This is a genomic window from Dyadobacter sp. HNCC25DJ186, assembly GCF_056895235.1.
Genome location: NZ_JBXHAS010000006.1, coordinates 220458 through 245731, shown reverse-complemented (window position 1 = coordinate 245731; position 25274 = coordinate 220458). Strand labels below are relative to the sequence as shown.

Annotated in this window: 25 protein-coding genes; 15 read left to right on the top strand and 10 right to left on the bottom strand. The window is 41.1% G+C overall.

Annotated features, from left to right (window positions below; genetic code table 11):
• Positions 1-240: 240 nt before the first annotated feature.
• The 4 genes from AC1XUO_RS19190 (at position 241) to AC1XUO_RS19175 (ending at position 4808) form a co-directional block, all read left to right on the top strand.
• On the top strand, positions 241-1944 hold the full coding sequence (locus tag AC1XUO_RS19190) for a S41 family peptidase (protein ID WP_483331391.1): 1704 nt from the start codon (positions 241-243) through the stop codon (positions 1942-1944).
• Positions 1945-2016: 72 nt separating this feature from the next.
• On the top strand, positions 2017-2769 hold the full coding sequence (locus tag AC1XUO_RS19185) for an SDR family NAD(P)-dependent oxidoreductase (protein WP_483331390.1): 753 nt from the start codon (positions 2017-2019) through the stop codon (positions 2767-2769).
• 105 nt (positions 2770-2874) lie between these two features.
• Complete coding sequence (locus AC1XUO_RS19180) at positions 2875-3546, top strand: FadR/GntR family transcriptional regulator (protein ID WP_483331389.1); 672 nt, start codon at positions 2875-2877, stop codon at positions 3544-3546.
• A gap of 26 nt (positions 3547-3572) precedes the next feature.
• Complete coding sequence (locus AC1XUO_RS19175; protein ID WP_483331387.1) at positions 3573-4808, top strand: MFS transporter; 1236 nt, start codon at positions 3573-3575, stop codon at positions 4806-4808.
• Between the two features lie 437 nt (positions 4809-5245).
• On the opposite strand, the gene AC1XUO_RS19170 is transcribed toward AC1XUO_RS19175, so the two are convergent.
• The 4 genes from AC1XUO_RS19170 to AC1XUO_RS19155 all read right to left on the bottom strand — a co-directional run bounded on the left by AC1XUO_RS19170 (position 5246) and on the right by AC1XUO_RS19155 (position 9844).
• Entirely contained in the window at positions 5246-5527 is a 282-nt protein-coding gene (locus AC1XUO_RS19170) for a DUF6364 family protein (protein ID WP_483331386.1), read from the bottom strand.
• Between the two features lie 84 nt (positions 5528-5611).
• Positions 5612-6283 carry a peptidoglycan DD-metalloendopeptidase family protein gene (locus AC1XUO_RS19165; protein WP_483331385.1) on the bottom strand — a complete coding sequence of 224 codons (672 nt, stop codon included), beginning with the start codon at positions 6281-6283 and terminating at the stop codon, positions 5612-5614.
• 6 nt (positions 6284-6289) lie between these two features.
• Positions 6290-8863: a zinc-dependent metalloprotease gene (locus AC1XUO_RS19160; RefSeq protein WP_483331384.1), complete on the bottom strand. Its 2574-nt coding sequence runs from the start codon at positions 8861-8863 to the stop codon at positions 6290-6292.
• Positions 8864-8908: 45 nt separating this feature from the next.
• Entirely contained in the window at positions 8909-9844 is a 936-nt protein-coding gene (locus AC1XUO_RS19155) for a Ppx/GppA phosphatase family protein (RefSeq protein ID WP_483331383.1), read from the bottom strand.
• A gap of 157 nt (positions 9845-10001) precedes the next feature.
• Between AC1XUO_RS19155 and rpsU the strand changes: the two genes are divergently transcribed.
• From rpsU to AC1XUO_RS19125, 6 genes are all read left to right on the top strand, one after another.
• On the top strand, positions 10002-10196 hold the full coding sequence (gene rpsU, locus AC1XUO_RS19150) for a 30S ribosomal protein S21 (protein ID WP_090336895.1): 195 nt from the start codon (positions 10002-10004) through the stop codon (positions 10194-10196).
• Positions 10197-10311: 115 nt separating this feature from the next.
• Positions 10312-11184 (top strand): tyrosine-type recombinase/integrase, encoded by an 873-nt coding sequence (locus AC1XUO_RS19145; protein WP_483331382.1) that lies wholly within the window; start codon positions 10312-10314, stop codon positions 11182-11184.
• A gap of 66 nt (positions 11185-11250) precedes the next feature.
• Positions 11251-13836 carry a phosphoenolpyruvate carboxylase gene (locus AC1XUO_RS19140; protein WP_483331381.1) on the top strand — a complete coding sequence of 862 codons (2586 nt, stop codon included), beginning with the start codon at positions 11251-11253 and terminating at the stop codon, positions 13834-13836.
• Positions 13837-14098: 262 nt separating this feature from the next.
• A complete protein-coding gene (locus AC1XUO_RS19135; RefSeq protein ID WP_483331380.1) occupies positions 14099-14533 on the top strand; it encodes a MarR family winged helix-turn-helix transcriptional regulator in 435 nt (144 codons plus the stop codon).
• A 163-nt stretch (positions 14534-14696) separates the two neighbouring features.
• Positions 14697-15434 carry an SIMPL domain-containing protein gene (locus AC1XUO_RS19130; RefSeq protein ID WP_483331379.1) on the top strand — a complete coding sequence of 246 codons (738 nt, stop codon included), beginning with the start codon at positions 14697-14699 and terminating at the stop codon, positions 15432-15434.
• A gap of 77 nt (positions 15435-15511) precedes the next feature.
• Positions 15512-15850: a YtxH domain-containing protein gene (locus tag AC1XUO_RS19125; protein ID WP_483331378.1), complete on the top strand. Its 339-nt coding sequence runs from the start codon at positions 15512-15514 to the stop codon at positions 15848-15850.
• Between the two features lie 50 nt (positions 15851-15900).
• Here the strand turns inward: AC1XUO_RS19125 and nudK are convergent, their stop codons facing one another.
• Complete coding sequence (nudK, locus tag AC1XUO_RS19120; RefSeq protein ID WP_483331377.1) at positions 15901-16482, bottom strand: GDP-mannose pyrophosphatase NudK; 582 nt, start codon at positions 16480-16482, stop codon at positions 15901-15903.
• A 58-nt stretch (positions 16483-16540) separates the two neighbouring features.
• On the opposite strand from nudK, the gene AC1XUO_RS19115 reads away from it, so the two are divergent.
• Both AC1XUO_RS19115 and AC1XUO_RS19110 read left to right on the top strand, forming a co-directional pair.
• Positions 16541-17296, top strand: a complete 756-nt coding sequence (locus AC1XUO_RS19115) for a DeoR/GlpR family DNA-binding transcription regulator (protein WP_483331375.1) — start codon at positions 16541-16543, stop codon at positions 17294-17296.
• A gap of 11 nt (positions 17297-17307) precedes the next feature.
• The gene (locus AC1XUO_RS19110) at positions 17308-17811 is read left to right on the top strand and encodes a cupin domain-containing protein (protein ID WP_483331374.1); all 504 of its coding nucleotides are present in this window, start codon (positions 17308-17310) and stop codon (positions 17809-17811) included.
• A gap of 12 nt (positions 17812-17823) precedes the next feature.
• On the opposite strand, the gene ggt is transcribed toward AC1XUO_RS19110, so the two are convergent.
• On the bottom strand, positions 17824-19590 hold the full coding sequence (gene ggt, locus AC1XUO_RS19105) for a gamma-glutamyltransferase (RefSeq protein ID WP_483331373.1): 1767 nt from the start codon (positions 19588-19590) through the stop codon (positions 17824-17826).
• Positions 19591-19820: 230 nt separating this feature from the next.
• Between ggt and AC1XUO_RS19100 the strand changes: the two genes are divergently transcribed.
• Both AC1XUO_RS19100 and AC1XUO_RS19095 read left to right on the top strand, forming a co-directional pair.
• A complete protein-coding gene (locus AC1XUO_RS19100; RefSeq protein WP_483331372.1) occupies positions 19821-21062 on the top strand; it encodes an ABC transporter permease in 1242 nt (413 codons plus the stop codon).
• A gap of 73 nt (positions 21063-21135) precedes the next feature.
• Positions 21136-21591, top strand: a complete 456-nt coding sequence (locus AC1XUO_RS19095) for a hypothetical protein (RefSeq protein WP_483331371.1) — start codon at positions 21136-21138, stop codon at positions 21589-21591.
• An 85-nt stretch (positions 21592-21676) separates the two neighbouring features.
• Here AC1XUO_RS19095 and AC1XUO_RS19090 read toward each other — a convergent pair whose 3' ends face one another.
• Together AC1XUO_RS19090 and AC1XUO_RS19085 are read right to left on the bottom strand one after the other, a co-directional pair.
• Positions 21677-22012, bottom strand: a complete 336-nt coding sequence (locus AC1XUO_RS19090; RefSeq protein WP_483331370.1) for a translation initiation factor — start codon at positions 22010-22012, stop codon at positions 21677-21679.
• Positions 22013-22046: 34 nt separating this feature from the next.
• Entirely contained in the window at positions 22047-22922 is an 876-nt protein-coding gene (locus tag AC1XUO_RS19085) for a diacylglycerol/lipid kinase family protein (RefSeq protein WP_483331369.1), read from the bottom strand.
• 243 nt (positions 22923-23165) lie between these two features.
• Between AC1XUO_RS19085 and AC1XUO_RS19080 the strand changes: the two genes are divergently transcribed.
• Positions 23166-23597, top strand: coding sequence for a YybH family protein (locus AC1XUO_RS19080; RefSeq protein ID WP_483331368.1), 432 nt, complete (start codon positions 23166-23168; stop codon positions 23595-23597).
• 85 nt (positions 23598-23682) lie between these two features.
• On the opposite strand, the gene AC1XUO_RS19075 is transcribed toward AC1XUO_RS19080, so the two are convergent.
• Both AC1XUO_RS19075 and meaB read right to left on the bottom strand, forming a co-directional pair.
• A complete protein-coding gene (locus AC1XUO_RS19075; protein ID WP_483331367.1) occupies positions 23683-24165 on the bottom strand; it encodes a lipocalin family protein in 483 nt (160 codons plus the stop codon).
• Between the two features lie 116 nt (positions 24166-24281).
• On the bottom strand, positions 24282-25274 hold the full coding sequence (gene meaB, locus AC1XUO_RS19070) for a methylmalonyl Co-A mutase-associated GTPase MeaB (protein ID WP_483331366.1): 993 nt from the start codon (positions 25272-25274) through the stop codon (positions 24282-24284).

Below are 25274 nucleotides of genomic sequence, written 5' to 3'. Positions count from 1 at the left end.
CAAACTGTCACTACAAACCGCCTATTTTAATCAAATATCGCATATACTATCTTCGTTGATACGCTAAAAAAACGTACAGCTTTTTTCAATTTAAAGAAGTGGAATAATCCTTTTTGAGATACCCCATTCTTTCCGTATATTTAAAACCAGCACAAGGTTTTAGGTTAACCGTTCGTTATTGGTTATGCGTTTTTGCCTAAATAAAAATTTTAACTTTACTTCTTAAAAAGTAATTTATAAATGAGTCACGAAAATCCGGAAAAGCCCGTCAGCAATTCAAAATCTGTCATCCGTTTACCCATTATTATCAGCATCACGCTGGCTGCCGGTATGTTACTGGGCAGTACTTTTTTCAGCGGCGGCAAAAAGCTGACCGACGTGGCAAAGGGATATGCGAAATTCCGTGAAGTTTTGCTTCTGGTAGAAAATAATTATGTTGATTCTGTGAACACTGAAGAGCTCGTTGATTATTCCATTTCCAAAATGCTGGAAAAACTGGATCCGCATACCGCCTATTTTAATACAGAAGAAGCCACTGCGGCCAGGTCGCAACTTGATTCAGGATTTGATGGTATTGGCGTTGAGTTTAATATTTATAATGACACCGTTTACGTCGTGACACCGCTAAGTGGTGGACCATCAGAAGCTGTTGGAATTCAGAGTGGCGACAGGATTCTTAAAGTCAACAAGGAAGTACTTTCTGCACCCGGGGTTACGAACGGGCAGGTTTACAAACTGCTTCGTGGAAAGCGTGGAACGAAAGTTACCCTGACCATTGAGCGTCTTGGATTGAAGGATAACATGAATTTTGAGGTCGTCCGCAATCGGATTCCTACGTATTCAGTTGATGCCGCATATATGGTCGATAAGGAAATCGGTTATATCAAGGTTAGCCGTTTCTCTGAAACTACTTTTGATGAATTTAAATCTGCATTGAGTACGTTGAAGGCAGATGGCTTGAAAAAATTGGTGCTGGATCTCCGTGGAAATCCGGGAGGTTATATGGAACGGGCGACCAGCATTGCTGATGAATTTATTTCCGGAGATAAACTTTTGGTTTATACAGAGGGAAAAGATAGTCGCTTCGACAGGAAAACCCGTTCACATGTTGAGGGTGGTTTTGAACAAGGAGCGCTTGTCGTGCTAGTTGATGAAGGAAGCGCTTCGGCCTCTGAAATTTTGGCTGGTGCGTTACAGGATCATGATCGCGCGCTCGTAGTCGGCCGTCGTTCTTATGGCAAAGGGCTGGTTCAAATGCCAATCAAGCTTTCGGATGGAGCAGAGCTGCGTCTGACGATTTCAAGATACTTTACGCCAAGCGGCCGTAGTATCCAGAAGCCGTATGAAATGGGCAAAGGTGAAGATTATAACCAGGATTTGACACATCGTTATGACAGCGGTGAGTTTTTCAATGCGGATAGTATCAAATTTGATAAAACAAAGGCATATAAAACGGACGGCGGAAGAACAGTTTATGGCGGTGGCGGTATCATGCCGGACGTTTTTGTTCCGCGCGATACGCTGATGAACAGTAAGTATCTGTTTGAACTATATGCCAAAAATATCATCCGGGAATATGCTTTGCGTTATGCAAATGACAACTCCAAAAGACTGGAAAAACAAACATTTGACGAATATCTGAAAACATTTGAAGTTTCAGATGCCATGATTTCGGAGCTGGTAAAAGATGCAACGAAGTCGGGGATCAAACTGAATGAAAAGGAATTAAATCGTTCAAAACCAATTGTGCAGTCACAGACCAAGGCGATTATTGGCCGTTACGTTTGGGGAAGAAAACATAAGAATGGATTGAATAATGAAGTTTACGAAGTGCTGAATCCGATGGATAATGTTTATCAGAGTGCTTTGAAACTTTTCGGTAAGGCTTCCGAACTTGAACATGGAAATTTCAGCAGTTTGAATACCAAGAAAATTAATAAATAGTTAGTTTCCGGTTTTCGCAAAATGGTGTTAGAAAGCTTGTTTGGGAAACCGGAAATATAAATTGAGTTAATAATGTCTCGTATTGCGTTGATAACCGGAGCAACGTCCGGCATAGGAAAAGCCACAGCAGAAGCATTTGCCAAGGCGGGAATTGATCTGATACTCTGCGGCCGTCGCCAGGAAAAACTGGAAAGTTTAATCGCAGAATTATCGGATACAGTGAAGATCACCACGTTGCTTTTTGATGTACGAAATAAAAAAGCAGTATCAGATGCCATCGCTTCACTTCCTGACGAATGGAAAAATATTGATATCCTGGTCAATAATGCAGGTAACGCCCATGGACTCGGCACTTTGGACGAAGGGGATACAGAGGACTGGGATTCCATGATCGACGGAAATGTTAAAGGCCTGCTGTATGTATCAAAAGCAATAATTCCCATCCTGATAGCAAACGGAAAAGGCCATATTGTAAATATCAGCTCGGTCGCCGGAAAGCAAACTTACATCAACGGCGCGGTCTACTGTGCTTCAAAAGCAGCGGTCGAAGTGCTGAGCGAAGGGATGCGTCTGGAATTAACGCAGCACGGAATAAAAGTTACCAATGTTGCTCCTGGTGCTGTGGAAACCGAATTTTCTCTGGTGCGCTTCAAAGGCGATGAGGAAAAGGCGGAAAAAGTGTATCAGGGTTTTGATCCCTTGCAGGCTAGTGATATCGCTGACATGATTTTATATGCGGTCAATGCACCAGGAAGAGTTACAATCGCTGATGTAACAATTCTTGCTGCTGCGCAATCTGCCGCCACTACGATTTATCGAAAATAATCATCTTGTTCGAATATTTAATTGCGCTTTAATTCCCATTTGGCTTTGAAGCGCAATTTCTTTTGTACCATTAAAAAATTGTGTACTTTTGAAACATCAGATGATATGACGAATAAAGAGAACATAATAAAGAGGATGAGTCTGGCAGATGATGTGGCCAGCAGATTACAGCAGAAGATCTCCAAGGGAGAGTTTGCAGTAGGAACAAAATTACCTACTGAACCGGAATTGATGGCCGTTTTCGGCGTGGGCAGATCCACCATCAGAGAAGCGGTCAGGAATCTTTCCAATGCAGGTTTGGTCAGAGTACAACAAGGATTAGGAACTTTCGTCGAAAAGCAGCAGGCCGACTCAGAGTCTATGTCCGAACGTTTTCTGAGAGCAAAGGGTCGTGAATTAAACGAAATTCGGCAACTTTTCGAATTAAAAGTGGCTGAAAAAGCGGCATTGCACCGGACAGATAAAGACATTGCTGAAATGAAAAAATATCTGGCAGAACGTAGAAAAATGGCTGCTTCCAATATTCCCTCGGCCTGTATCGAAGCGGATATCAATTTTCACCTCAGCATTGCGAGAGCATCGCAGAGCGAGATACTCCTCGACTTATACAAAACCGTCGCAAAGAATCTGAAAGAATATTTTTCAGAACTGTTTATCGATACTGAAAGTTTTGTTCAAACGCAGATACTGCACGAAGAACTTCTGCAAAGTATAATCGATCAAAATCCACAAAAGGCTTGGGAATGCGCTGCCAAAATTACAGGCCAACCAGTTTAAAATCAGTCCCAGAATAAGAATAAATTATGAAAACGATTGAAGAAAATCCATCCGGTGCTTATGAGGTACCTGCGGTCAGTGCGGAACAAGCTGTATTCCCAATTTTATTAGCGTTAAGTTTTTCACACCTTCTGAATGATACTTTGCAATCTCTTATTCCATCCATTTATCCGATGGTCAAGGATTCTTTCCATTTAACTTTCTCACAAATTGGATTAATAACTTTTACTTTTCAGTTAAGTGCTTCTGTTTTTCAGCCGTTGGTTGGCTTATATACTGATAAAAAACCGCAGCCTTTTGCGCTTGCAATCGGCATGTGTTTTACTATGCTTGGGTTAATTTCTCTTTCCATGGCACCGAGTTTTGAAATTATTCTGGTGTCTGTCGCTCTGATTGGTATCGGCTCTGCGGTTTTCCATCCGGAAGCGTCTCGTATTGCACGTATGGCCTCTGGCGGAAGGCACGGAATGGCGCAGTCACTTTTTCAGGTTGGCGGTAACGCAGGAAGCTCGCTTGGGCCATTGTTAGCAGCTCTGATCATTTTACCATTCGGACGTTTTCAGATCATCTGGTTTTCCCTGGTCGCCCTGATAGCCATCATTATTTTGTCAAAAGTCGGTGGATGGTATAAGAAGAATATGCATTTAAACCGCAAGAAATCGGGAGCTGCCTCGGGAAATGATCAGGCTTTAAATCTTTCAAAAGGTAAAGTCGCCTTTTCTATTGGCATTCTTTTGCTGCTGATATTCTCAAAATATATTTACATGGCGAGCCTGACAAGCTATTATACTTTTTATCTCATCAATAAATTTGGCGTTTCGGTACAAAGCTCTCAAATCCATCTATTTATATTCTTGTTTTCTGTTGCGGCCGGTACATTTGTTGGCGGGCCAGTCGGTGATAAAATCGGAAGAAAATATGTCATCTGGATTTCTATTCTTGGCGTGGCGCCATTCGCTATGCTGTTACCTTATTGCAACCTTTTCTGGACTGGTGCATTGACCGTCATTATCGGTCTTGTGTTGTCATCCGCTTTCTCTGCAATCCTGGTATATGCTCAGGAATTAATTCCTGGCAAGGTTGGGATGGTTGCAGGTTTGTTCTTCGGATTCGCCTTCGGAATCGCCGGAATAGGTTCAGCAATCTTGGGAAGATTGGCAGACAGCACCAGTATCGAATATGTATTCTGGGTGTGTTCGTTTCTTCCTCTGATCGGATTATTGACAGGATTCTTACCGAATTTAGAACGGAAAAAAGTTTAGTTGTTAAACGTCGCGTTCAATGGAGTAATAAAAACGAGTTTTGCAGAGAGGTTTAATTTTTCTGCAAAACTCCTTTTTTTATATGAGGTTCAAAAATTCTTTTAAATCAAAAACGGGTAGCGATGTGATAGCAGATTTCTGTAATTGTCTGTCTCTACTAATAAAGAAGTCGATTTTATGATGTACAGTCAATTACCATAACATTTTATGATGTACAGTCAATTACCATAACATCTACTAAAAGTGTCAACAGCAATTTTTTAGTTTGGCCGACTCCGTAAGCTTTGGCAACCCAATATGCAACAATGTGAACTATGGCAGGCGTTATAAAACGCCCGCAATCGTTTATCGACAATCAATTGCATTAATTTTTTGCGCCATTATAGTCATTCCTTTTTAGAAGGAAGTCAAGCAAAATATTTGCGTCAAGAAAAATCCTAGATGCCATATTTTGTTCCTTTCTGTTCATAGAATAACTTTTTCAAATCCTGATCAGTATTAAACGTAGGAGATTCTAATTGTTCTATCATATCAATTATATTCTCTTTTTTGGGAGATGGATCAATAATATTTTTGAAATAATCTTCTACCATTTGAGAAATGCTGATTTGTTTTGAAGTCGCATATTCTTTGACATGAAGAAGCAGAGATTCCTCAATTGTCAGATTAAGTCTTGTTTTAATAAAACTAATATACGTATAAAAATAATTAATGCGCATCAAATCATGGTTATAAATGCAAAGCGTTTTGTAGTGAAATTAAAAGCTCCCGGGGAAATTCCTTTTTAATCCAGTACGTTGCCTCTAACCATTAATTCTCAAAATCAAATCCGGATCGGGGCATATTGATAAATAATATTCTCTCTCCGCGATGCTGCTGACGCCTGGAAAGTCGCCTTTTTTGTCACCCATTTCACTGATTATTTGGAAGTGAAGGTGCGGTGGCCAATCACCGTTTTCAGGAAATGTGCCAAATGTTGCGATTTTCTCTCCTGCTGTTATCAGTTTTCCCTCCTTTAAATTTTCCAGCGACTTTAAAGAAAGATGACCGTATAAAGTGTAAAATGGTACATGATCCAGTTCGTGTTTCAGAATAATGGTAGGGCCGTAATCGCCAAAATGATTGTTATATGCAAAACTGTGTACTTCCCCGGCTAACGGCGCATATACCGGTTCACTAGCTGCTGTCCAGATATCAACGCCAAGATGAATGCTTCTTGCATTTTCCTGATTTGTAAAGTGCTCTCTTTGCCGGTAAATTACCCGATTCTCATCGTAGCCGCCGATGCCGACGTACTGATTTTGGGATAACATTTCTTCAAAAACATAATTAGAAAATACAGAAATTTCTCTCAAATCACGAGTCAATAAGTCTCGGTTCTGCGCAGAAAAATCAAGTTTTCGGAATGGCTTTTCGCTTGAAATAACTTTTTCGAAATGTGGATGAGTTCGTAGAATGTCTGATAATGATTTCATTGACAGTTATTTAGGGTCAAGAGCCAAAGTAATTCTCTTCAAAACATCTTTTAAATGATAACTGGTAATTTTATCTTTCTGCAACGGTAGCACCTTCTGAATTGTGGTTTTCAGAATTTCTAAATGTCCTCTTGCAATCGATGGCAAATCCGTTTTGTCAAGCTCAACGACCCGAATAGAAGAAGCATAAACAGACCCGGCTGGAATGGACTGAACATTGGCCTTTCCCGGTTTTAACAAGTCGATCATTTTTTCTGCGTAAACCTTTTGCAGGTTTCTCTGATAGACATCAAGTGGCTGGCCGTTTTTAACTCCCGCCCATATCGTATTTTCCAGATCTGTAAAAAGCTCGTCTACGGAATAAAATTTAGATGATAAACCAGTTTCCATTAATCTGACGGCTCTGTCTCCTGCAAACAAGGAAGTAAGGGCATATTCCTGCAAAGATTTTATTGCTTCAACACCCGTTTCTGGTTTTATCTTGCTCAGAATATTTTGGTCAAGGAGCCAGGTAGGCGTTGTGAAAAGTTGTGTGTCAAGAAATCTGACAGCCTCTTTCTGAATATTTTTCGGGACAGCGGTAAAACCAATATCTTCCATATCATAAGTGCCCGGGGTTTCGTAGATACCTCCAATATTTTTGACAACATGCCCCAGATAACGACGATATTGCGTGATCACATTGCCATAGAGCTCATCCAGTTCCTTATAACTTTCGCCATCTTCCCGGCTCCATTTTATCAGATTTGGTAAGATTTTTTGCAGATTTTTGATGCCGTATGCCGAAGCTTTCATTGCATTATCGCCTAAATCCTCAGTCTGATATCTTGGATCATAAGGGCTGTTTTCTGTACCATAACGCAATCTGGTATTTTTATAAGCTTCTTTTGTCCACATATTTAACGCCGCTTTTTCTTCCTTGGCACTTTTATCGGGGAAATAACTGTAACCCCATTTTATCGCCCACTTATCGTAATCTCCTATTTTGGGAAAGAGCGTAGTAACACTATCCTCAGGCTGTGCAACATAGTTAAACCGCGCATAATCCATAATTGAAGACGTATGCCCATTTTGTTGAACCCAGGCCTTGTCACGCAGTTTTTCAACGGGCGTAGCAGCGCTCGCACCCATATTGTGCCTTAATCCAAGCGTATGGCCCACTTCATGCGATGAAACAAACCGAACGAGCTGACCCATCAGTTTGTCGTCAAATGTCTTAGTGCGCGCCGCCGGGTCAACAGCCGCAGCCTGGATCATATACCAGTTTCGGAGCAGTCTCATCACATTATGATACCAGCTGATATGACTTTCCAGGATTTCGCCGCTCCGGGGGTCATGTACATTTGGGCCTGACGCATTTTGAACATCCGAAGCCAGATACCGGATAACTGAAAAACGAGCGTCTTCCAGGCTCATTGTCGTATCTTTTTCCGGCCAGTACTCGCCCCGGATCGCATTTTTCCAACCAGCTTCTTCAAACGCAACCTGCCAGTCGTCAATACCGGCTTTTAAAGATTTTCGCCATTTTTCCGGAGTTGCCGGGTCTATATAAAAAACAATTGGTTTTTTGGGTTCAATAAGTTCTCCGCTTAGTTGCTTTTTCAGATCCTCTTCATTTTTAGGCTCTAATCTCCATCGCACGGCAAATATTTCGTAGTCTGATTTTTGAGATTCTTCCTCAAAAACAGCATACTGGTTAGCAAAATATCCTACTCGGTTATCAAAAATACGTTTTTTCATCGGCACTTTTGGAAGTAAAACCAGGGAGGTATTCAGTTCCATTGTTACCACGCCGGCGTCATATCCGGAAGGATAATATTGTCCGACGCCGGATGCCGGAGTAGCGCTCAGGGTAGGAGCGACGACCGCAAATGTCTTGATTGTGCGTATCTCCGTGTTGGAAGCGTAAGAACTGATCTTTTGAATGAAAGATGATTCTTTCTTGAACGCGGCAAGTTTGTGATTCTGTTTAAGAATTGGAGAAAGGGAAAAAGTCTGGTTATCTGCATTAAAAAAATCTGTGACGTCAACTACCGATGATTTGCCGGATTCTTCCTTTTTCAAAGCCTTTATATCAAAAACACCAATAATCGGGTCAGCATTAGAGTTTTTTACCGCCTGGGATATTGGCTTTGTACTATCAGGACTTGCCATGACAACGGTCACAGACCTTAGTAAAAGGTTATTGTCCAACCCTTTTTCCCAACGAATCATTTGTCTTTTGACTTCCTGTCCGCCATATACATTTCCGCCCGCCGCAGCTTTTGCATAACGGGTCACGGCCATAAGATCTCTGTTGAGTAATGTATCCGGGATTTCAAAATACCACTTCTCAGACATTTTGTGAACGGAGATCATTCCTTTCTGACTGACCGCGGAGTCATCTATGAAATCTTTAAAATCCTTCGGTGATTTTTTCTTGTCGTCTTTCAGTTTGTCTTTTACTGCGTCTGCAACTGCGTCAACTGCTTTATCGACTTTTTTCTGATCTTCCTTTTTATCTTTTTTTTTCTGTGCCTGTGCAAAAGAGAAAGTAGTTAAGAGGAGGGAAATTAAGAGAAGAAGTTTTTTGAATTTCATGAAGTTTGAGAAAGTTTTTTTATTAATTACATGTTATCTGAAATTTCAGCGGTCAAGCAATTTTGCCAGAACGCCTTCTTTTAAAGCATAATTTGAAACCTGAATATGTGAAATCTTGTGGGTTTTTAATACATAATCGACCAAGCAGACCGCAACGACGATCATGTCTACTCGAAGGGCGATCATACCTGGAATAGCCATTCGCTGATCATGATTTCCGGAAAGAATTAGCGCATAAGTTCGGTAAAATTCTTCTGATGACAGGGCGAAATCAGTCTGTGTTTTTGGAGGCCATTCGCCGGTGCGATTCTGATAGTCCATATCAACCAGTGTATCAAAAGTTCCGGACGAACCGACAAGTTTGACTGGCGCATATTGATGGACTGCGTTGGCAAGTGGAATTAAATTTTCATCAAAATAATTGTACAAACGCTTCTTATCGCTTTCGGAAATAGGATCGTTTTTCATGAATTTTTCCATTAGACGTTGTCCCCCGATCTCAAAACTTTGTTTCCAGAATATCTGCTTCTCGTTTCCGATGATAAACTCTACACTGCCGCCGCCAATGTCCATAATGAGCGAAGGCTCTTTTCCTAAACTTACGCCTGTCCTGACACCGTTGTAAATATATTCTGCCTCCTGATTTCCGTCAATAACGGTAATGCTGATACCGGTTTCGTCCAGAATTTTTGCGCAAAAGCGATCCTGATTTTCTGCGTTTCTTATGGCACTGGTCCCGAAAGCAAATGTATTTTCTTTCGATACTTCAAAAATATCAAGCTGTTCCTTAAAAATATGAAGGACTTTCAGCGCCCTTTCTGTCGCTTCTTCTGTAATCAGTTTTTGGTTGATCCCACCAAGACCAATCTGTGTTGGCTGACTTTTATGGAAAAGCGTAGTGATATTTTCACCTATTTTTTCAACAATAAGCAGATGAAAAGTATTTGTTCCTAAATCAATAATACCCAATCGGGAGCTCATAGGCGATGGTTAATGGGTTAATCCCTTCATTATAATGGGCAAGTTGCAAAAAATACCTAATCTTTAATGAGTTATTTCTTGATTTTCTGTTTAATAAGTCTTTTCTTTGCAGTCCAATTTCAGAAAACCAGTTCAAAGAACATTATATCTTATAAGCATGCTTATTATTAACATTAAAGACAACGAATCGATCGATCGCGCATTGAAGCGTTACAAAAAGAAATTTGAAAGAACTGGCACAATGCGTCAGCTTCGCTCTCGTACCGCATTCGAAAAGCCTTCTGTAAAACGTCGTTTCGAAGTTTTGCGTGCGGTATACAAAGAAAAAACTTACGGTCACCTGGAAGACTAGTTCTTTTGAATTGTTTTTCTGTTGAAAAGTAGGGTGGGATAACTATATCCCATGCAATGACATTAAGGAAAAGGGTTATCTTGTATAAGATGACCCTTTTTTGTACGTTAGGGGCATGATAGAGCCATTTCTGGAATACCTTAAATTTGAAAAACGGTCCAGCGAACATACGGTAATTTCTTACCGCACTGACCTGGACCAGTTTAGAAAATATTTGCTGTTCCAATACGAACTGGACAAGCCGGAAACAGCAAGCTCCGTAATGCTACGATCCTGGATTGTCAGTTTGATGGAAGAGAAATTAAATCCCACATCGATCAATCGCAAAATGGCTTCTTTGCGATCTTATTATAGTTTTCTCCGTCGACGAAAGTTTATCACAAAAGATCCCTCCGGAATTTTGACGTCTATGAAAATGCGCCGGAAACTGCCTGCTTTTGTGGACGAAAAGGCCATGGAATCACTTTTTGATTCAGAAGGTTTTACGGATGATTTTACAGGCTGCCGCGACCGCATCATTATGGAGCTTCTATATGGCACCGGTATTCGTCTTTCTGAATTAATCGATCTGGAACTAAGAAACCTTGAACTCGAAGCGCGCATCATCCGGGTGACCGGAAAGCGGGGCAAGGAACGTCTGATACCCATTTCGAGCCTGCTTGTTGATTTTTTAAAACAATACCTGATTTACAGATCTCCCGTGGAGCCGACCCAGGTGCTGATTCTAACAGACGCAGGCAAACCTGCTTATCCGGTTTTTATACAAAGAACGGTCAAAAAATACCTTTCAGAAGTTACCACTTTGCAGCAGAAAAGTCCTCACGTTTTGAGGCATACTTATGCGACTCATTTGCTGAATCGTGGTGCTGATCTGAATGCGATTAAAGAATTGCTGGGTCACGCTAATCTGGCTGCTACGCAGATTTACACACATAATTCGATAGAAAAACTTAAAAAAACACACCAACAAGCGCATCCAAAGGCCTGATACCGATTTTTTCAGGTATATTTGTTCTACATTGCCGGTCTCAAAATAAAATTTTGTCACGCTATTATGAATAACAGTTTCCAGGACGTAGTTGTAACTAAGTACAATATTTTCAATAGCCTATTTCTGAGTTTGCCGTATCGCGGTATCTTTCAGACGGGCTCGTTGCTTCCGTTATTAACGCAACATAGTGAAGTTGGATTTCAGGAAGGAAAGTCGCCAAAGCAGATTATTGAGATGTTTTTTGAAGAGTTGCTTGTCACAGCCACGGCGAAAGAACGTACTGATCTGCTTTTTGCATTTATCCAATACATTGAAAGGCAGGTCGTTTTGTTCGATTCTGTGGAAGATGCAGCTTTCGATCAGACACATGAGCTGAATGGCAAAGGCTCTGTTACGTATTTGACAGATCGTCTCGACAATGAATCCTTAAAGCAAAAACTTCTGAATAAACTGGAAGATTTCAGTGTGCGAATTGTGTTAACAGCGCATCCGACTCAGTTTTATTCTGGTAAGGTATTGGGTATTATCAACGATCTTGAAGATTCAATCAAGGTTAATGATTTTACTGAGGTAAACCAGTTGTTGCTGCAATTAGGAAAAACAGCCTTCATTAATCATGAAAAACCTACTCCTTTTGACGAGGCGGTAAGTTTGTGCTGGTTCCTTGAAAATGTATATTATGATGCCATTCCGGCTATTCTCGTCAAACTGATCAACGGTCTGGGTATGAGCGTCCATGACTGGCCGTATCCAAATGTTTTCCGTCTGGGTTTCTGGCCGGGAGGTGACCGTGACGGTAATCCGTTTGTCAACGCTGATACAACTTTACAGGTTGCAGACCGTTTGCGCGAAACTTTGCTGCGAAGTTATTACCGAGATATCCGTAATCTGAAACGTCGCTTAACTTTCAAGGGTGTCGAGGATACCATTTCTGTTGCTGAGCGTAAAATGAACAGCACGATTTTTGGTCCAACCGAAGAAGGATATAAAAATGCTCAGGAACTAATTGACGAACTTTTGCTTGCACGGGTCGTACTCGTCGATAAACATCAGGGATTATTTGTTGAGCTTCTTGACAATTTTATCCTTAAATTAAACCTGTTCGGATTCTTCTTTGCAAGTCTTGATGTGCGTCAGGACAGCCGTAAACACGGAAAAGCCTGGGAAGATATTCTGAAAAGACTTGAAAAGAAAATTCCATTACTGAAATACAGCGATTACGAAACCTGGGAAGAAAGTAAACAAATCGATTTGCTTTTGTCTTTGAATATTCCGCTGCGTGTTGAAGATTATGAAGATGAGCTGACCAAAGATATTCTCGGTTCGATAAAGGCGATCAAAACAATTCAGGGAATTAATGGCGAACAGGGTGCGCATCGTTATGTGATCAGCAATAATACTTCGGCGCTGAATGTGATGCAGGTCGTAGCGCTGGCAAAAAATCTGATCGCAGACGAAAGTGGATACTTGCCGCTTGACGTTGTTCCATTGTTCGAAACCGTGGACGATTTAGCGAATGCACCAGAAATTATGCGTACGCTTTATACCAATGAATACTATAAAAATCATTTGTCGAAGCGTGAAAACCACCAGACTATTATGGTTGGTTTTTCTGATGGAACAAAAGATGGCGGATACTTGCGGGCTAACTGGTCGATTTATCGGGCTAAGGAAGAGTTGACAAAAGTATCCAGAGAGTTTGGGATCAAGGTCACGTTTTTTGATGGTCGTGGAGGTCCTCCGGCACGTGGTGGCGGAAACAACCATAATTTTTATTCTTCTCTCGGAAAAGATATAGAAGACAAGGAAATCCAGCTGACAGTACAAGGGCAGACAATCAGTTCGAATTATGGAACGGTGACAACAGCCATGTACAACCTGGAAAGACTTTTCACGGCGGGACTGGAAAATCACCTTTTCAGAGGAGATAGAAAAGAAGAGGAATTGAGTCCGGAGGATAAGGAACTATTGGAGGAAATGGCGACTGCCGCTTACAATTCTTACCTTGACCTGAAAAACCATCCGATGTTTGTAAAATATCTGGATAAGAAAACCCCGCTTCGTTTTTATGGTCAAACGAATATCGGAAGTCGTCCAACAAAACGTGGAAATGACGACGAAGGTTTGAAATTTGAAGATTTGCGTGCCATTCCATTCGTTGGATCATGGGCGCAAATGAAGCAAAATGTACCAGGTTTTTACGGATTTGGTACGGCAATCCAGGAACTTTCGAAAAATGGTAAAAAGGAGGAAATAAAGGATCTGTATAAGAAATCACTATTCTTCCGTACGTTGATCGAAAACTCAATGCAGTCACTTTCAAAGGCATTTTTCCCTGCGACCAAATATCTCCGCGATGAGGAAGATTATAAGGAGTTTTGGGACAAAATGTACGCTGAATTTAAATTGACGCTGGATTCTCTGCTTGAAGTTTCGGAGCAGAAAGAACTTCTTGATAGTAATAACGTAACGAAAGTCTCAATCAAAATCCGTGAGCGTATTGTATTGCCATTGATCACCATTCAGCAATATGCACTGCAAATGCTGGCGGAAGATCCAAAAACTTTGCCGGTTGACGTTGAAACTTACAATCAGCTGATTATGCGCGCAATGTTTGGAATTATCAATGCAGCAAGAAATTCAGCTTAATATTTCAGGAAAATAGATTCAAAAAGTAAAAGCCAGGCAAAACAAAAATTGCCTGGCTTTTATTGTATATAATAATTTTGACAAGACACTTCGGTTGAAAATTTTGGCGTATTATGAAGAAATGTTTGAATGAATTTTCAACCATTTAATAGAAAAACTAAAATTTCAGTAATATTTGCCCTTCAATTATTAGTAGACGAATAATTGGGTTGCCTTCTGTTAGTAAATAAATAATTCGTATTGGACATATACCAGCAATGTTATGACGCATCATTCCGACCACCGCGCCTACTTCTTTAAGATTGACACCACAATCAAAAAAATCCGTAACGCTTTGCAGAAACAATTGATCGAAGCAGGTTTTGATCTGACGGTAGATCAATGGGTGCTCATTGATCATATTTATCGCGAGCAGGGTATCAGCCAGAATGGTTTGGCCGAACTCACTTTCAAGGATCCGCCGACAGTTACCAGGATTATTGACTTATTAGAAAAAAAGGGACTCGTTGAACGTGGATTAGCGGCAGGCGACCGAAGAAAATTCAATCTTTTCCTGACGGAAAAAGGACAGACCACATACAACGAAGCTTTTCCTATTGTTGCCGAGATTCGAAGAAAAGGTTGGGGAGACCTGGATGAGGCAGATTATCAGCATTTTATACGAATTATGGATTCAATATATGCCAATTTCACTTAGCCGGAACTGTTAACAAGTGTGAATGATCAACAGCAAGATTAAACTTTAGACATATCTCTTCATCTAAACATCGTGTCTGCAATAAGGATTTTGTCACAGCGTTTATCACAAACTTTATGCAAATACGATTTTTAATTTTTAAACAATTATTTTTTACGAGGCCATGAAAAAAGTCATTCTTTTAAGTTCGTTTTTAATGGGAGCCATTTTATTCCCTTCATTTTCACAAACCGCCACTGTGTCAGTAACACCGCCAACCAGAAAAATTGAAGTAGCAGGGTTTGCAGAACTGGAAGTTGTTCCGGACGAAATTTATTTCAGCGTTTCGCTACGGGAATATTTCAATGACGAGAAAAACCAAAAGGATAAAGTAAATATTACAACTTTGGAAAAACAGCTGATCAAGGCAGTTGCCGACGCCGGATTACCAAAAGAAGCTTTGTCGATTAGTGGTTTGGGAGGTTATCAAAACTATACCGATAAGAAGAAAAAACCTGCCACTTTTCTTGAAGCCAAACAGTATGAGCTGAAAGTGGATCGTGCAGATAAGCTTGACGTGATTTTGTCAAAAGTAGAAAGCCGTGGTGTGCAGTATGCTCACGTCGCCCGCGTTGACCATTCTAAAAAAGAAGAATTCAAGAAACAGGTTAAGATCAATGCGCTGAAATCGGCCAAGGAGAAAGCCACATATTTGCTGGAAGCCGTTGACCAGAAGTTAGGACAGGTTTTGGAGATCAGAGAAGTAGAAGACAATGTCAATTATCCTCAGCCGATGTATGCAAAAGCATCTATGCGTGTAATGAGTGCATTGGAATCAGCTGATATGGTGGAGGATAGCAGTGTGGAGTACCAGAAAATAAAACTAAGCTACCGTATGCAGGCTGCTTTTGAGATTAAGTAAGGTGGAATAATATTTGTTAATCAGTAAGTTGCTTATTTATTGTATATTCACTTATCAATAACGAACCACTTAAAACGATGAGCATCAACGCAAAACACCTGGCTACATTTATTCTCGGCGCAGCAGCCGGAGTAGCAGCCCATAAGTATCTTCAGTCTGAAGAAGGAGAAAAACTTCTGGAAGATCTGAAAACCAAAGCCAGCGATCTGAAAGCAGAAGCCGAAGGAGCGGTAGATAAAGCACCTGAATATTTTCAGGAATTGAAGACAAAAGGATCAGAAGCGATAAAATCAAATTTTCCGGATGCAGAAAAATTCCTGAAAGATCTGATTGATAAATTTACGTCTGCTCCGGATACAGGGCAAACAACAACAGAAACAGGTGATGTTGCGGGTGTAACGCCGGCAGCGCAATAATAGGATTGGAAGTTAAAAAAGACAGAAGATATTTTTCTCTTCTGTCTTTTTTATGATACCAGGTTATGGATCTGCGCATACTGCAAAAGCATTATGGTTTTTCCATCCTTTATTTCGCCTGAACTTATCATTTGAATGGCCTGATCGAATGGGATTTCCATCACTTCGATATTTTCCTGTTCAGTCTCGCAACCTCCGCCGTCGCCAACTTTCATATCGGCAGAATATTCAGCTACGAAGAAATAAAGTATTTCAGTAACGGATCCCGGAGACATATAGGCTTCAAAAATTTTTTTAACCGATTTAAGTTTATAACCGGTTTCTTCCTCAGTTTCTCTTTTGATGCAATCTTCTGCATTATCTTTATCGAGCAATCCGGCACATGCTTCGATCAGCATGCCGGTTTGGTTTCCGTTGGTATATGTGGGCAGGCGAAATTGTTTGGTAAGAATGACCGTTTGTTTTTCTTTATTGTACAACAAAATGGTAGCACCGTTTCCGCGGTCGTAGGCCTCCCGCGACTGACGTTCCCAGCTTCCGTCAGCAAGCTGGTAGTCAAAGGTGAATTTTCTCAGTGTATACCAGTTGTCAGACAGAATTTCCTCGGAAACAAGATTGATTTTTTCATTCATGGCTAATTGATCGATTTTGATTTAAAATGATTATATTTGATCAAATGTACAAAAACTTATGAATTTTCAAAAAAGAAAAAATATTATTCTAAATATTCTTGAAGAGCGGGGAGAGGTGACTGTGAAAGAACTGGCGGATGAACTTGCTATTTCCGAAATTACCGTACGACGGGATCTTACTATCCTTACTGCCGACGGGTTGGTCTATCGAACGCATGGAGGTATCATGAAAGTCGAACTGACTAAAATACCTTTTCATTTTGCAAACAAAGCCGCGGTCAATGTAGAGGATAAGGATAATATCTGCCGGTTGGCGGCCAAAGAAATTCAGGAAGGAGATATTATTTTTATGGATTGCGGGAGTACTGTTTTCCGGTTATGCCAATTTATCCGAAATAAGAAAATTCATGTGATCACCAATTCCCTTCCGATTGTTTACGAGCTTATGAATTCGTCGGTAAAGATTAATCTGGTTGGCGGGGAAATTGATCCTGAACGGCAGGCCGTGCATGGAAGAATTGCAGAAGAACATATCGGGCGTTACAAAGCGGATCGCGCCTTTATTGGTGTTGATGGTATTTCCGTGGAAAATGGATTAAGTGCTTTCAGCGAAATCGAGGCAGGAATTACGCTGGCGATGTTTGCAAATTCTGCTGTTTCTTACCTGCTTTGCGATGCTTCCAAGGTCGGGAAAGATAAATATTTCCAGTTTGCTCCGTTAAATTCGCTGGACGTGATGATAACAAATAAGAAAACTGAGGAGACCGGACTTATTGAAAAAGCAGGTGTTAAAGTAATTACTTTTGAAAATTAAATCTTCAAACTATGAAAAAGGCAAGCTATTGGGTGGAAAAATATAACCTCACTCCACATCCTGAAGGAGGTTTTTATGCTGAAACATACCGGTCCTTTGAGAATATTCCACAGACCGCTTTGCCAGCAGGTTTCACAGGTGAGCGATCATTTTCAACCGGAATTTATTTTCTTTTAGAGAAGAATAATTTTTCTGCATTTCATAAAATCAAGTCTGATGAGATGTGGCATTTTTATCAGGGCGAAGCGCTGGAGATTTTTGTGATTTATCCGGTTTCCGGGAAAATGGATATAATCAGGCTTGGCGATGATCCTGACAAAGGAGAGACATTTCAGGCAGTGGTTCCGGCCAATACCTGGTTTGCATCCCGGCCGGCATCAGGAAGTAAATATGCCTTGGTAGGCTGCACGGTTGCTCCTGGATTTGATTTTCAAGATTTTGAAATGGCAGAGCGGAAAAAATTAAAGGCCAGTTTTCCACAGCATGAAAAGCTGATCGAAGAACTGACCCGTTAGATTTTTCAGCGATCAATAACCGATGCTCGTATCGTCACCTCTCGGATCTGAGCCGCCTTCGAGCGAGCCATCCGGGAGGACCAAAATGCAATCCATCCTGCCAATAGAGTTACGTTGCTGTTCGATAATATAACTTCTGCTCTGCAATTTATTTATCGTATTTGGGGTAAAAGCTCCCGCTTCAAATACTGTTTTGTCTGGCAGCCATTGATGATGAAACTTAAAAGCGTTGACCGATTGCTGCATGGTCATACCATGTTCCAGGACGTTCAATATGGTCTGATAAACAGAAGTAATAATCGTTGACCCGCCAGGCGTACCAACCACCATAAATAATTTTCCATCCTTTTCAACGATGGTCGGTGTCATAGAAGAAAGCATACGTTTGCCGGGCGCAATTTCATTCGCTTTGTTTCCAATCAAACCGTACATATTCGGCGCGCCAGCTTTCACGCTGAAATCGTCCATTTCATTGTTCATGAAGAAACCGGCGCCTTTCACTACAACTCTGCTTCCATATCCGCCATTTAAGGTTGTCGTCACGGATACTGCATTTCCGTCTTTATCTACAACCGAAAAGTGCGTTGTCTCGGTACTTTCATATCCAGGAAAAACACCGCCAGCTATATTTTTTGAATCAGTCGCTTTATCAAATGCAAAATCTTTCCAGCGCTGTTCAAGATACGGTTTGCTGACCAACGTTTCCGTAGGGATTTTTACAAAATCCGGATCGCCCAAAAATTTGGCACGGTCTGCATAAACCCTTCTTTCAGCTTCAATCATTACCTGAACGGTAGAATCCGTATGCCATCCCCATTTTTTCAAAGGGTAAGGTTCTGTAAGTTTTAATAGTTGGATCAACGCGATTCCTCCGCTTGACGGCGGTGCCATTGTTATTATTTTGTAATTTTTGTAACTGTCTGAAATCGTTTCACGCCATTTTGCGTGGTATTCGTAAAGGTCTTTTTTACTGATAATTCCCTGTTTTTTATATTTCATTTCCTTGGCAAGAAGTCGGGCCACTTTTCCTGAATAAAAACCTTTACGGCCTTTTTTCTGTATACGGCTCAAAACTTTTCCCAGATCTTTCTGAACGAGTGTGTCTCCCGCTTTCCAGTCTTTTCCGTCCGAACGCTGGAAATAGTTACTTTCAGGATTGAGCGCGATCAGGTCCTTTTTTACCGCATTTAATCCGCGTGCCTCTCTTTCGGTTTGTATGACGCCTTTATTTGCCAAATCAATCGCAGGCTGTAAAAGATCTTTCCAGGGAAGTTTTCCATAGCGGGTGTGCGCCTCAACCATCCCATCCACCGACCCAGGCACGCCGGAAGCAAGCCGGCCCAGAATACTTAGTTTAGGAATGACATTTCCATCCTTATCCAGATACATATCCCTATTGCTTTTTGAGGGACCTTTTTCACGATAATCGATACTGGAACTTCTTCCGTCTTTATCGCGAATAACCATAAACCCACCGCCGCCGATATTCCCGGCAGAAGGATGAACAACTGCTAATGCGAATGTCACAGCAATCGCCGCGTCAATTGCATTTCCGCCAGCTTTTAAAATATCTACACCCACTTTGGAAGCGTCGGGATGCGCTGTGGCGACAATACCATTTTTTGCAAAAACTCCCTGACGGTCGTTGTAAAATGGTTTTTGATTAGGGTCGTCGGTTAGGAACTGATAGAAACCTTTCGTTTCCTGAACAGGCTGCTGTGCCGCCAAAAATCCGGAAAGCATTGAAAATGATAGGGCAAGGGTATAGCGTATATTCATTTTTTGGTGATCAGAGATTGTAAATGTAATTTAGTAAATGTTAATAAGAGGAGTTGTATCAACTTGGATATTTGAAATTATTTCCGGGGATTTTAGTATTGATTACGGTATATTTCACTACTCAAACGCTCAAAATACCTTTTATACTAATTTGTTTCTGAGACAGATCGTTTACTACTAACTTTTCAGTTTCAAAGCAAGGCATCAAAAACCTAGACCATGCGGCTATTATGAAATTTTTACGGCAGATTTATGAAAGTTTCCGCTTTGCCTGGCAAGCGCTTCAATCCAATATTACACGTACCACCTTATCTCTCCTGGGGGTGACGGTAGGGATTTTCGCAATCGTCGCCGTTTTTACGATTGTTGATTCTCTTGAAAAAAGTATCCGCGACAGTATGAGTGCGATCGGGGACAAAGTTTTATATGTTCAAAAATGGCCCTGGGGTTTTGGTGGGGAATATCAGTGGTGGAAATATTTTCAGTGGCCGAGTCCGTCGAATTCCGAGTATAAATATTTGTATGACAATCTTGAAAATGCCAGTGCTGTTGCGGTAATGGATTTTAAAGGAGGCGTTACCTTGAAAAATGGATCCAGCAGCATTGATGCACTGATTCAGGGAGTTTCGTATGAATACAGTGAAATCTCGGAAGTGCCTTTGGCATCCGGACGTTATTTTATGCCGATGGAAACTACCAATGCGCGAAATGTTGCGATTATCGGTGCAGATATTGCCCAGGCACTTTACCCAAATCAGGTTGCTGAGGGGAAAATTTTTAAGTTGAACGGAAATAAATTTACAGTTATTGGTGTACAAGTGAAAAAGGGAGAAAGCCTGGTCGACTTCGGCGGAAACCCTGATAAAAAGTGTATTATCACCTATGGTTCCTTTGCCAAGATGTTCCAATCAGGCCGGCCTGATCCCGATATTGTCGTAAAAGCTTTTGAAAGTGATGAAGGCATGAAGGAAGTGGAAGCGGAGGTAATCGGATTGATGCGTACCAAACGTGGTATAAAACCGAGAGATGATAACAACTTTTCGATTAACAAACCGGAAGCCGCTGCGCAGGCAGTGTCAGGATTATTTTCAGTATTATCGCTTGCCGGGTGGGTTATTGGGAGTTTCTCAATATTGGTAGGAGGGTTTGGTATCGCCAATATTATGTTTGTTTCTGTGAAAGAAAGAACCAACCTGATTGGTATACAGAAGTCGCTTGGCGCGAAAAATTATTCGATTCTTTGCCAGTTTTTGTTCGAAGCAGTGATGTTAAGTTTGGTAGGAGGGTTGGTTGGTATATTTCTTGTATACTTGCTTTCGTTCATGCAGCTCGGCACGCTTGTGATTATCCTGACTCCTGGAAATATAATCCTTGGCCTTGGCGTTTCCTGTGTTATCGGCGTGTTATCGGGGATTATTCCAGCCATGCTTGCAGCCCGTATGGATCCTGTTATTGCGATCCGGGCGAAATAAGGATAGGAAAAATCATTCAGTTTTACGAAGTTGCTTTAAATATCACACAAACTTTTTAACCGACTAACTAATCATGCGTAAATGGGTTATCATTATTGTTCTCCTGGCAGTTGTTTTTGGAGCACTATACTATCTGACTTTTGGCTATTACAGTGAAGGAAAACGCGGCGGATTTATCACCCGCCTAAGCAATAAAGGTTATCTGTTTAAAACCTACGAAGGAGAATTAAAAATGGGCGGTCTGTATGAAGGGGACGGCTCTTTGAATGCATCTGAATGGACTTTCTCAGTAAGTGGAAAGAATAAAGACGCCATTACGAAACTTGAAGAAGCGATCGCAAGCGGTCACCGCGTATCACTTACCTACGAAGAAAAATTCTTTACACTTCCCTGGAACGGAGATACCAAATTTTTTGTGACCAACGTGGAAGTATTAGCTGGCGGAGGTGGCGCAACGCAAAACCCAAATAATTTCCCAAAAGTGCAGCCAGAGCAGCCGACGGAAATTGACACGACGAAGGTTTTATAATTTTGAATGATAGAATGATAGAATGAGTGAATGAGTTGCTACCTCCATCATTCTATCATTCACTCATTTTATCATTCAAAACTAATCATCCCCCTGCTTTTTTGGCTTTATAATTCTTCCCGGTCAGCCAGGTGATAACCTTTTCCCGGTGGTCGCCTTGAATTAGGATTTCACCTTCTTTTACTGCGCCGCCGCTTCCACACAATGCCTTAATTTGTTTTCCGAGTGCTTCAAGGTCTGTATTGGTACCAATAAATCCTTTGACAACGGTAATCACTTTTCCGCCACCTTTTCTGTCCAGCCAGACGCGTAGATCTTGTTGGGCTGGTGCCAGTGTTTCAGCTTCGTCCTGACTTGAATCAGAATACTCGAAATCGGGATTGGTTGAATAAATAATCCCTGAGCGGTTCTTTTTAGACATAAGGAGATTGTGAATTTAAATTTTCTAAACCGGTTTAAATGATAACCCTTAAACTTTTGGGTTTGATCTTCACTTCGATTCGCGTAGTTTCCAGTTGTAACGGTTCGCCGTCGTAATGGATCATAGGTGGCCTGTCAGCTTCAATCACCGCGTCTTGGGCAAGTTGATAGGAGATATATTTCGAAGGTTTTAATTGCTTTGTAAAAAGCCGGTAGGTTAAATTGGAACCATACCATTTCGGAAAAGGAACGATGGTGCAAATATCCAGCTTTCCGTCATACAGGCTTGCTTGCGGAGCAACCCAGGCATTATTGCCATACTGGCCGGCATTTGCAAATGAAAGTGAAAAAACTTCTATCTTTTTCCCATTCAATTTATAGGTTTGAGGTTCGTAATTCCAATAGGATTTAAGGGAAACACTCAAATAAGTAGCAAGTCCGCGTGAATTCTCTTTGCTGAATAAATCTCCAACGTATGCATCAAAACCCATTCCTGCGGTACAGAAAAAGGGAATTCCGTTAAGCTCTGCCGAATCAATGGTATTTATTGAACCCGAAAAAAGCTTTTCCAGCGCAGCATTCAGTGTTAAAGGCAATCCCAGATGCCGGGCAAGGCCATTGCCGGAGCCTAACGCTAAAATGCCGAGTGGCGTTGAGCGATTCACTAATCCCTTTGCCACTTCGTTAACGGTTCCATCACCTCCGACAGCCACTATTGCTTTCCACTTAGCTTTGTCGATATTTTCTGTCACCAACGTTGTTGCGTGCCCGCGACCTTCTGTGAAAAAAATCTGCGCCGTTCCTCCCTTAGAATTTACAAAGTTTTCAATTGCCTTGGAAATTTTTTCCGGGTGCTGTCCGATCGAAGTACCGGAGCTTGGGTTAATGATAAATAGATAAGAATCAGCCACGGATCAAGCGAAAAATAAAAAGAGGATCCCTATAAATATGATAATAAACAGGTAGTACAAGCCATCGATAAAGGGATATTTCTGGCGGTCCAGCTTTTTAAATATATCATCAAACATGCTCATTGTGCTAGTCAGTTATTTGTAAACAGTACTTCCTGATACATTTAGGGCAGAAGCATTTTCAAAATGAATCTTTCCTGTATCTTTAAACGAAAGAACTTTCTACAAAAATCCGTAAAAAATATGAGAAACTGTGTTTTGACTTTACTTCTATTATCAATTACCTATTTTGCCACAGCGCAGTCGAAGGCAGATCAGGAAGAAATTTATGGAATCCTCAACCGCCAAAACGGAGATTGGAACCGTGGCGATGTTAAATCATTTATGAAAGGTTACTGGGAATCGGATTCGCTGATGTTTGTGGGAAAAAGCGGAGTGACTTACGGTTATAATCAGACCTACGAAAATTACCTGAAACGTTATCCGGATCGCGCTTCGATGGGCAGTTTAAAATTTGAATTTATCAATCTGACTTTTCCTGCAAAGGACGTGGCATTTCTGGTAGGAAAATGGAATCTGACGCGTCCTGAGAAAGGCGATATTGGAGGACACTATACTTTACTTTGGAAAAAAATTAAAGGAAAATGGCTGATTATCTGTGATCATTCAAGTTAGACATCCGCTAAATTAATAATAGCTGAATAAAAAAAGACCGGCCTGGGAATTACAGACCGGTCTTTTTTTTAAACAATATTTTCTATTACAATCTTTTCAAACTCATCACCGCATTAACAGGAGTTCCGGTACCTGATGTGTTGGTATTGACAATGATTTTCATATCATTCGGATTTTGGGTAAGTCCGAAGGTACTGCTGGTGGAGCCGTTTGTCAATGTAAGTTTGCCGGTTTCCACCTGCCACTTGGTATCAGCGGCTATATTTATAAAGGCACCAATGAGTGTAACAGCAGCATCGCAATCTGAAAGCGTTACTTTATTGTCAGAAGTAAAAGTGAATTTTAATTCTTTGTAACATGGTGCCAGCGTAGGTAACAAAGATAACGCAGGAATACTCGTAGAAGCATTTTCTGGCTGAACGTCAGTCAATTGCCACTTGCCAACAATTTCATTATCATCAACAGTTACAGGCGTTGCCTCGTCGTCATCTTTACAGGAAACAAAAACAAACGCAAGAAGAAGAAATGAGAAAAAGGCCGTTTTACCCAACAGGTTAAAATATTTCATCGTAAAGGAGATTATGGATTATGACTCAACATGATATTCAACTTCAAACTTACTGTAAAAATTGTCCGAGATACAAAATTAACAAGTTAGCGGTCAAAATACAGAGTCGACAATCGTTAGTTTTTAGTTTTCAAGAAAATCTCTAACATTCTTTGGGCTGCTGCCAGTGGTAATTCTTCTCCATTTGAAACCAACTTCTCCGTGTTTTTTAAGGCTTTTTTCATTGAACTGTTTTCATAAAACTGATCTACGAGGGTTTGTCTGATATGATCATGCATCCATTCAAGGTTCTGATTTCGACGATTTTTTTCAAAAAAGCCATTTTTGGTCGTAAGAATTTGATATTCCCGGATCAACGCCCACAATTCAGAGATTCCTGTATTTTCCAGGGCTGAACAGGTTACTACGCGCGTTGCAAATTCTGAGTCTGATTTTGGAAACAAATGAAGCGCATTCTGATATTCGCCAACGGCTTGCTGAGCAGTTACCTTATTTTTCCCGTCCGCCTTATTGATTGCCACGGCATCCGCCATTTCCATGATACCTTTTTTTATTCCTTGCAATTCGTCACCTGCACCGGCCAGCATAAGCAGTAAAAAAAAATCGCTCATGCCGCGGACCAAAGTTTCTGATTGTCCAACGCCCACCGTTTCGATGATAATAATTTCGTATCCGGCCGCTTCACATAACAACATGGTCTCCCGGGTGTTTCTCGCCACGCCGCCCAAGGACAGGCCAGAAGCAGAAGGTCGGATATAGGCCAATGGATCATGTGCAAGATTTTCCATTCGTGTTTTATCAGCAAGAATACTTCCCCCGGATTTTTTGCTGGAAGGATCAATGGTAAGTACGGCGATCTTTTTATCAAGACTCGTCAGGTGTTTTCCAAAAGTTTCAATAAACGAACTTTTCCCAACGCCAGGAACGCCCGTAATTCCGATCCGAAGCGATTTTCCAGTCGCTGGCAGAAGTTTTGTCAACAATTCACGTGCGAGCTTGCGATCAGTTTTGAGCTTGCTTTCTATCAAGGTGATACCCCGGCTCAGAATAACTCTGTCTCCGGAAAGAATTCCTTCTAAATAGGCATCAACGGAAAGACGCTGGCGCAT

Bases quoted from the DNA above. Each gene is read 5' to 3' on its own strand.
- AC1XUO_RS19190 (WP_483331391.1), top strand. From the start codon at position 241: ATGAGTCACGAAAATCCGGAAAAGCCCGTCAGCAATTCAAAATCTGTC.
- AC1XUO_RS19185 (WP_483331390.1), top strand. From the start codon at position 2,017: ATGTCTCGTATTGCGTTGATAACCGGAGCAACGTCCGGCATAGGAAAA.
- AC1XUO_RS19180 (WP_483331389.1), top strand. From the start codon at position 2,875: ATGACGAATAAAGAGAACATAATAAAGAGGATGAGTCTGGCAGATGAT.
- AC1XUO_RS19175 (WP_483331387.1), top strand. From the start codon at position 3,573: ATGAAAACGATTGAAGAAAATCCATCCGGTGCTTATGAGGTACCTGCG.
- AC1XUO_RS19170 (WP_483331386.1), bottom strand. From the start codon at position 5,527: ATGCGCATTAATTATTTTTATACGTATATTAGTTTTATTAAAACAAGA.
- AC1XUO_RS19165 (WP_483331385.1), bottom strand. From the start codon at position 6,283: ATGAAATCATTATCAGACATTCTACGAACTCATCCACATTTCGAAAAA.
- AC1XUO_RS19160 (WP_483331384.1), bottom strand. From the start codon at position 8,863: ATGAAATTCAAAAAACTTCTTCTCTTAATTTCCCTCCTCTTAACTACT.
- AC1XUO_RS19155 (WP_483331383.1), bottom strand. From the start codon at position 9,844: ATGAGCTCCCGATTGGGTATTATTGATTTAGGAACAAATACTTTTCAT.
- rpsU (WP_090336895.1), top strand. From the start codon at position 10,002: ATGCTTATTATTAACATTAAAGACAACGAATCGATCGATCGCGCATTG.
- AC1XUO_RS19145 (WP_483331382.1), top strand. From the start codon at position 10,312: ATGATAGAGCCATTTCTGGAATACCTTAAATTTGAAAAACGGTCCAGC.
- AC1XUO_RS19140 (WP_483331381.1), top strand. From the start codon at position 11,251: ATGAATAACAGTTTCCAGGACGTAGTTGTAACTAAGTACAATATTTTC.
- AC1XUO_RS19135 (WP_483331380.1), top strand. From the start codon at position 14,099: ATGACGCATCATTCCGACCACCGCGCCTACTTCTTTAAGATTGACACC.
- AC1XUO_RS19130 (WP_483331379.1), top strand. From the start codon at position 14,697: ATGAAAAAAGTCATTCTTTTAAGTTCGTTTTTAATGGGAGCCATTTTA.
- AC1XUO_RS19125 (WP_483331378.1), top strand. From the start codon at position 15,512: ATGAGCATCAACGCAAAACACCTGGCTACATTTATTCTCGGCGCAGCA.
- nudK (WP_483331377.1), bottom strand. From the start codon at position 16,482: ATGAATGAAAAAATCAATCTTGTTTCCGAGGAAATTCTGTCTGACAAC.
- AC1XUO_RS19115 (WP_483331375.1), top strand. From the start codon at position 16,541: ATGAATTTTCAAAAAAGAAAAAATATTATTCTAAATATTCTTGAAGAG.
- AC1XUO_RS19110 (WP_483331374.1), top strand. From the start codon at position 17,308: ATGAAAAAGGCAAGCTATTGGGTGGAAAAATATAACCTCACTCCACAT.
- ggt (WP_483331373.1), bottom strand. From the start codon at position 19,590: ATGAATATACGCTATACCCTTGCCCTATCATTTTCAATGCTTTCCGGA.
- AC1XUO_RS19100 (WP_483331372.1), top strand. From the start codon at position 19,821: ATGAAATTTTTACGGCAGATTTATGAAAGTTTCCGCTTTGCCTGGCAA.
- AC1XUO_RS19095 (WP_483331371.1), top strand. From the start codon at position 21,136: ATGCGTAAATGGGTTATCATTATTGTTCTCCTGGCAGTTGTTTTTGGA.
- AC1XUO_RS19090 (WP_483331370.1), bottom strand. From the start codon at position 22,012: ATGTCTAAAAAGAACCGCTCAGGGATTATTTATTCAACCAATCCCGAT.
- AC1XUO_RS19080 (WP_483331368.1), top strand. From the start codon at position 23,166: ATGAGAAACTGTGTTTTGACTTTACTTCTATTATCAATTACCTATTTT.
- AC1XUO_RS19075 (WP_483331367.1), bottom strand. From the start codon at position 24,165: ATGAAATATTTTAACCTGTTGGGTAAAACGGCCTTTTTCTCATTTCTT.
- meaB (WP_483331366.1), bottom strand. From the start codon at position 25,274: ATGCGCCAGCGTCTTTCCGTTGATGCCTATTTAGAAGGAATTCTTTCC.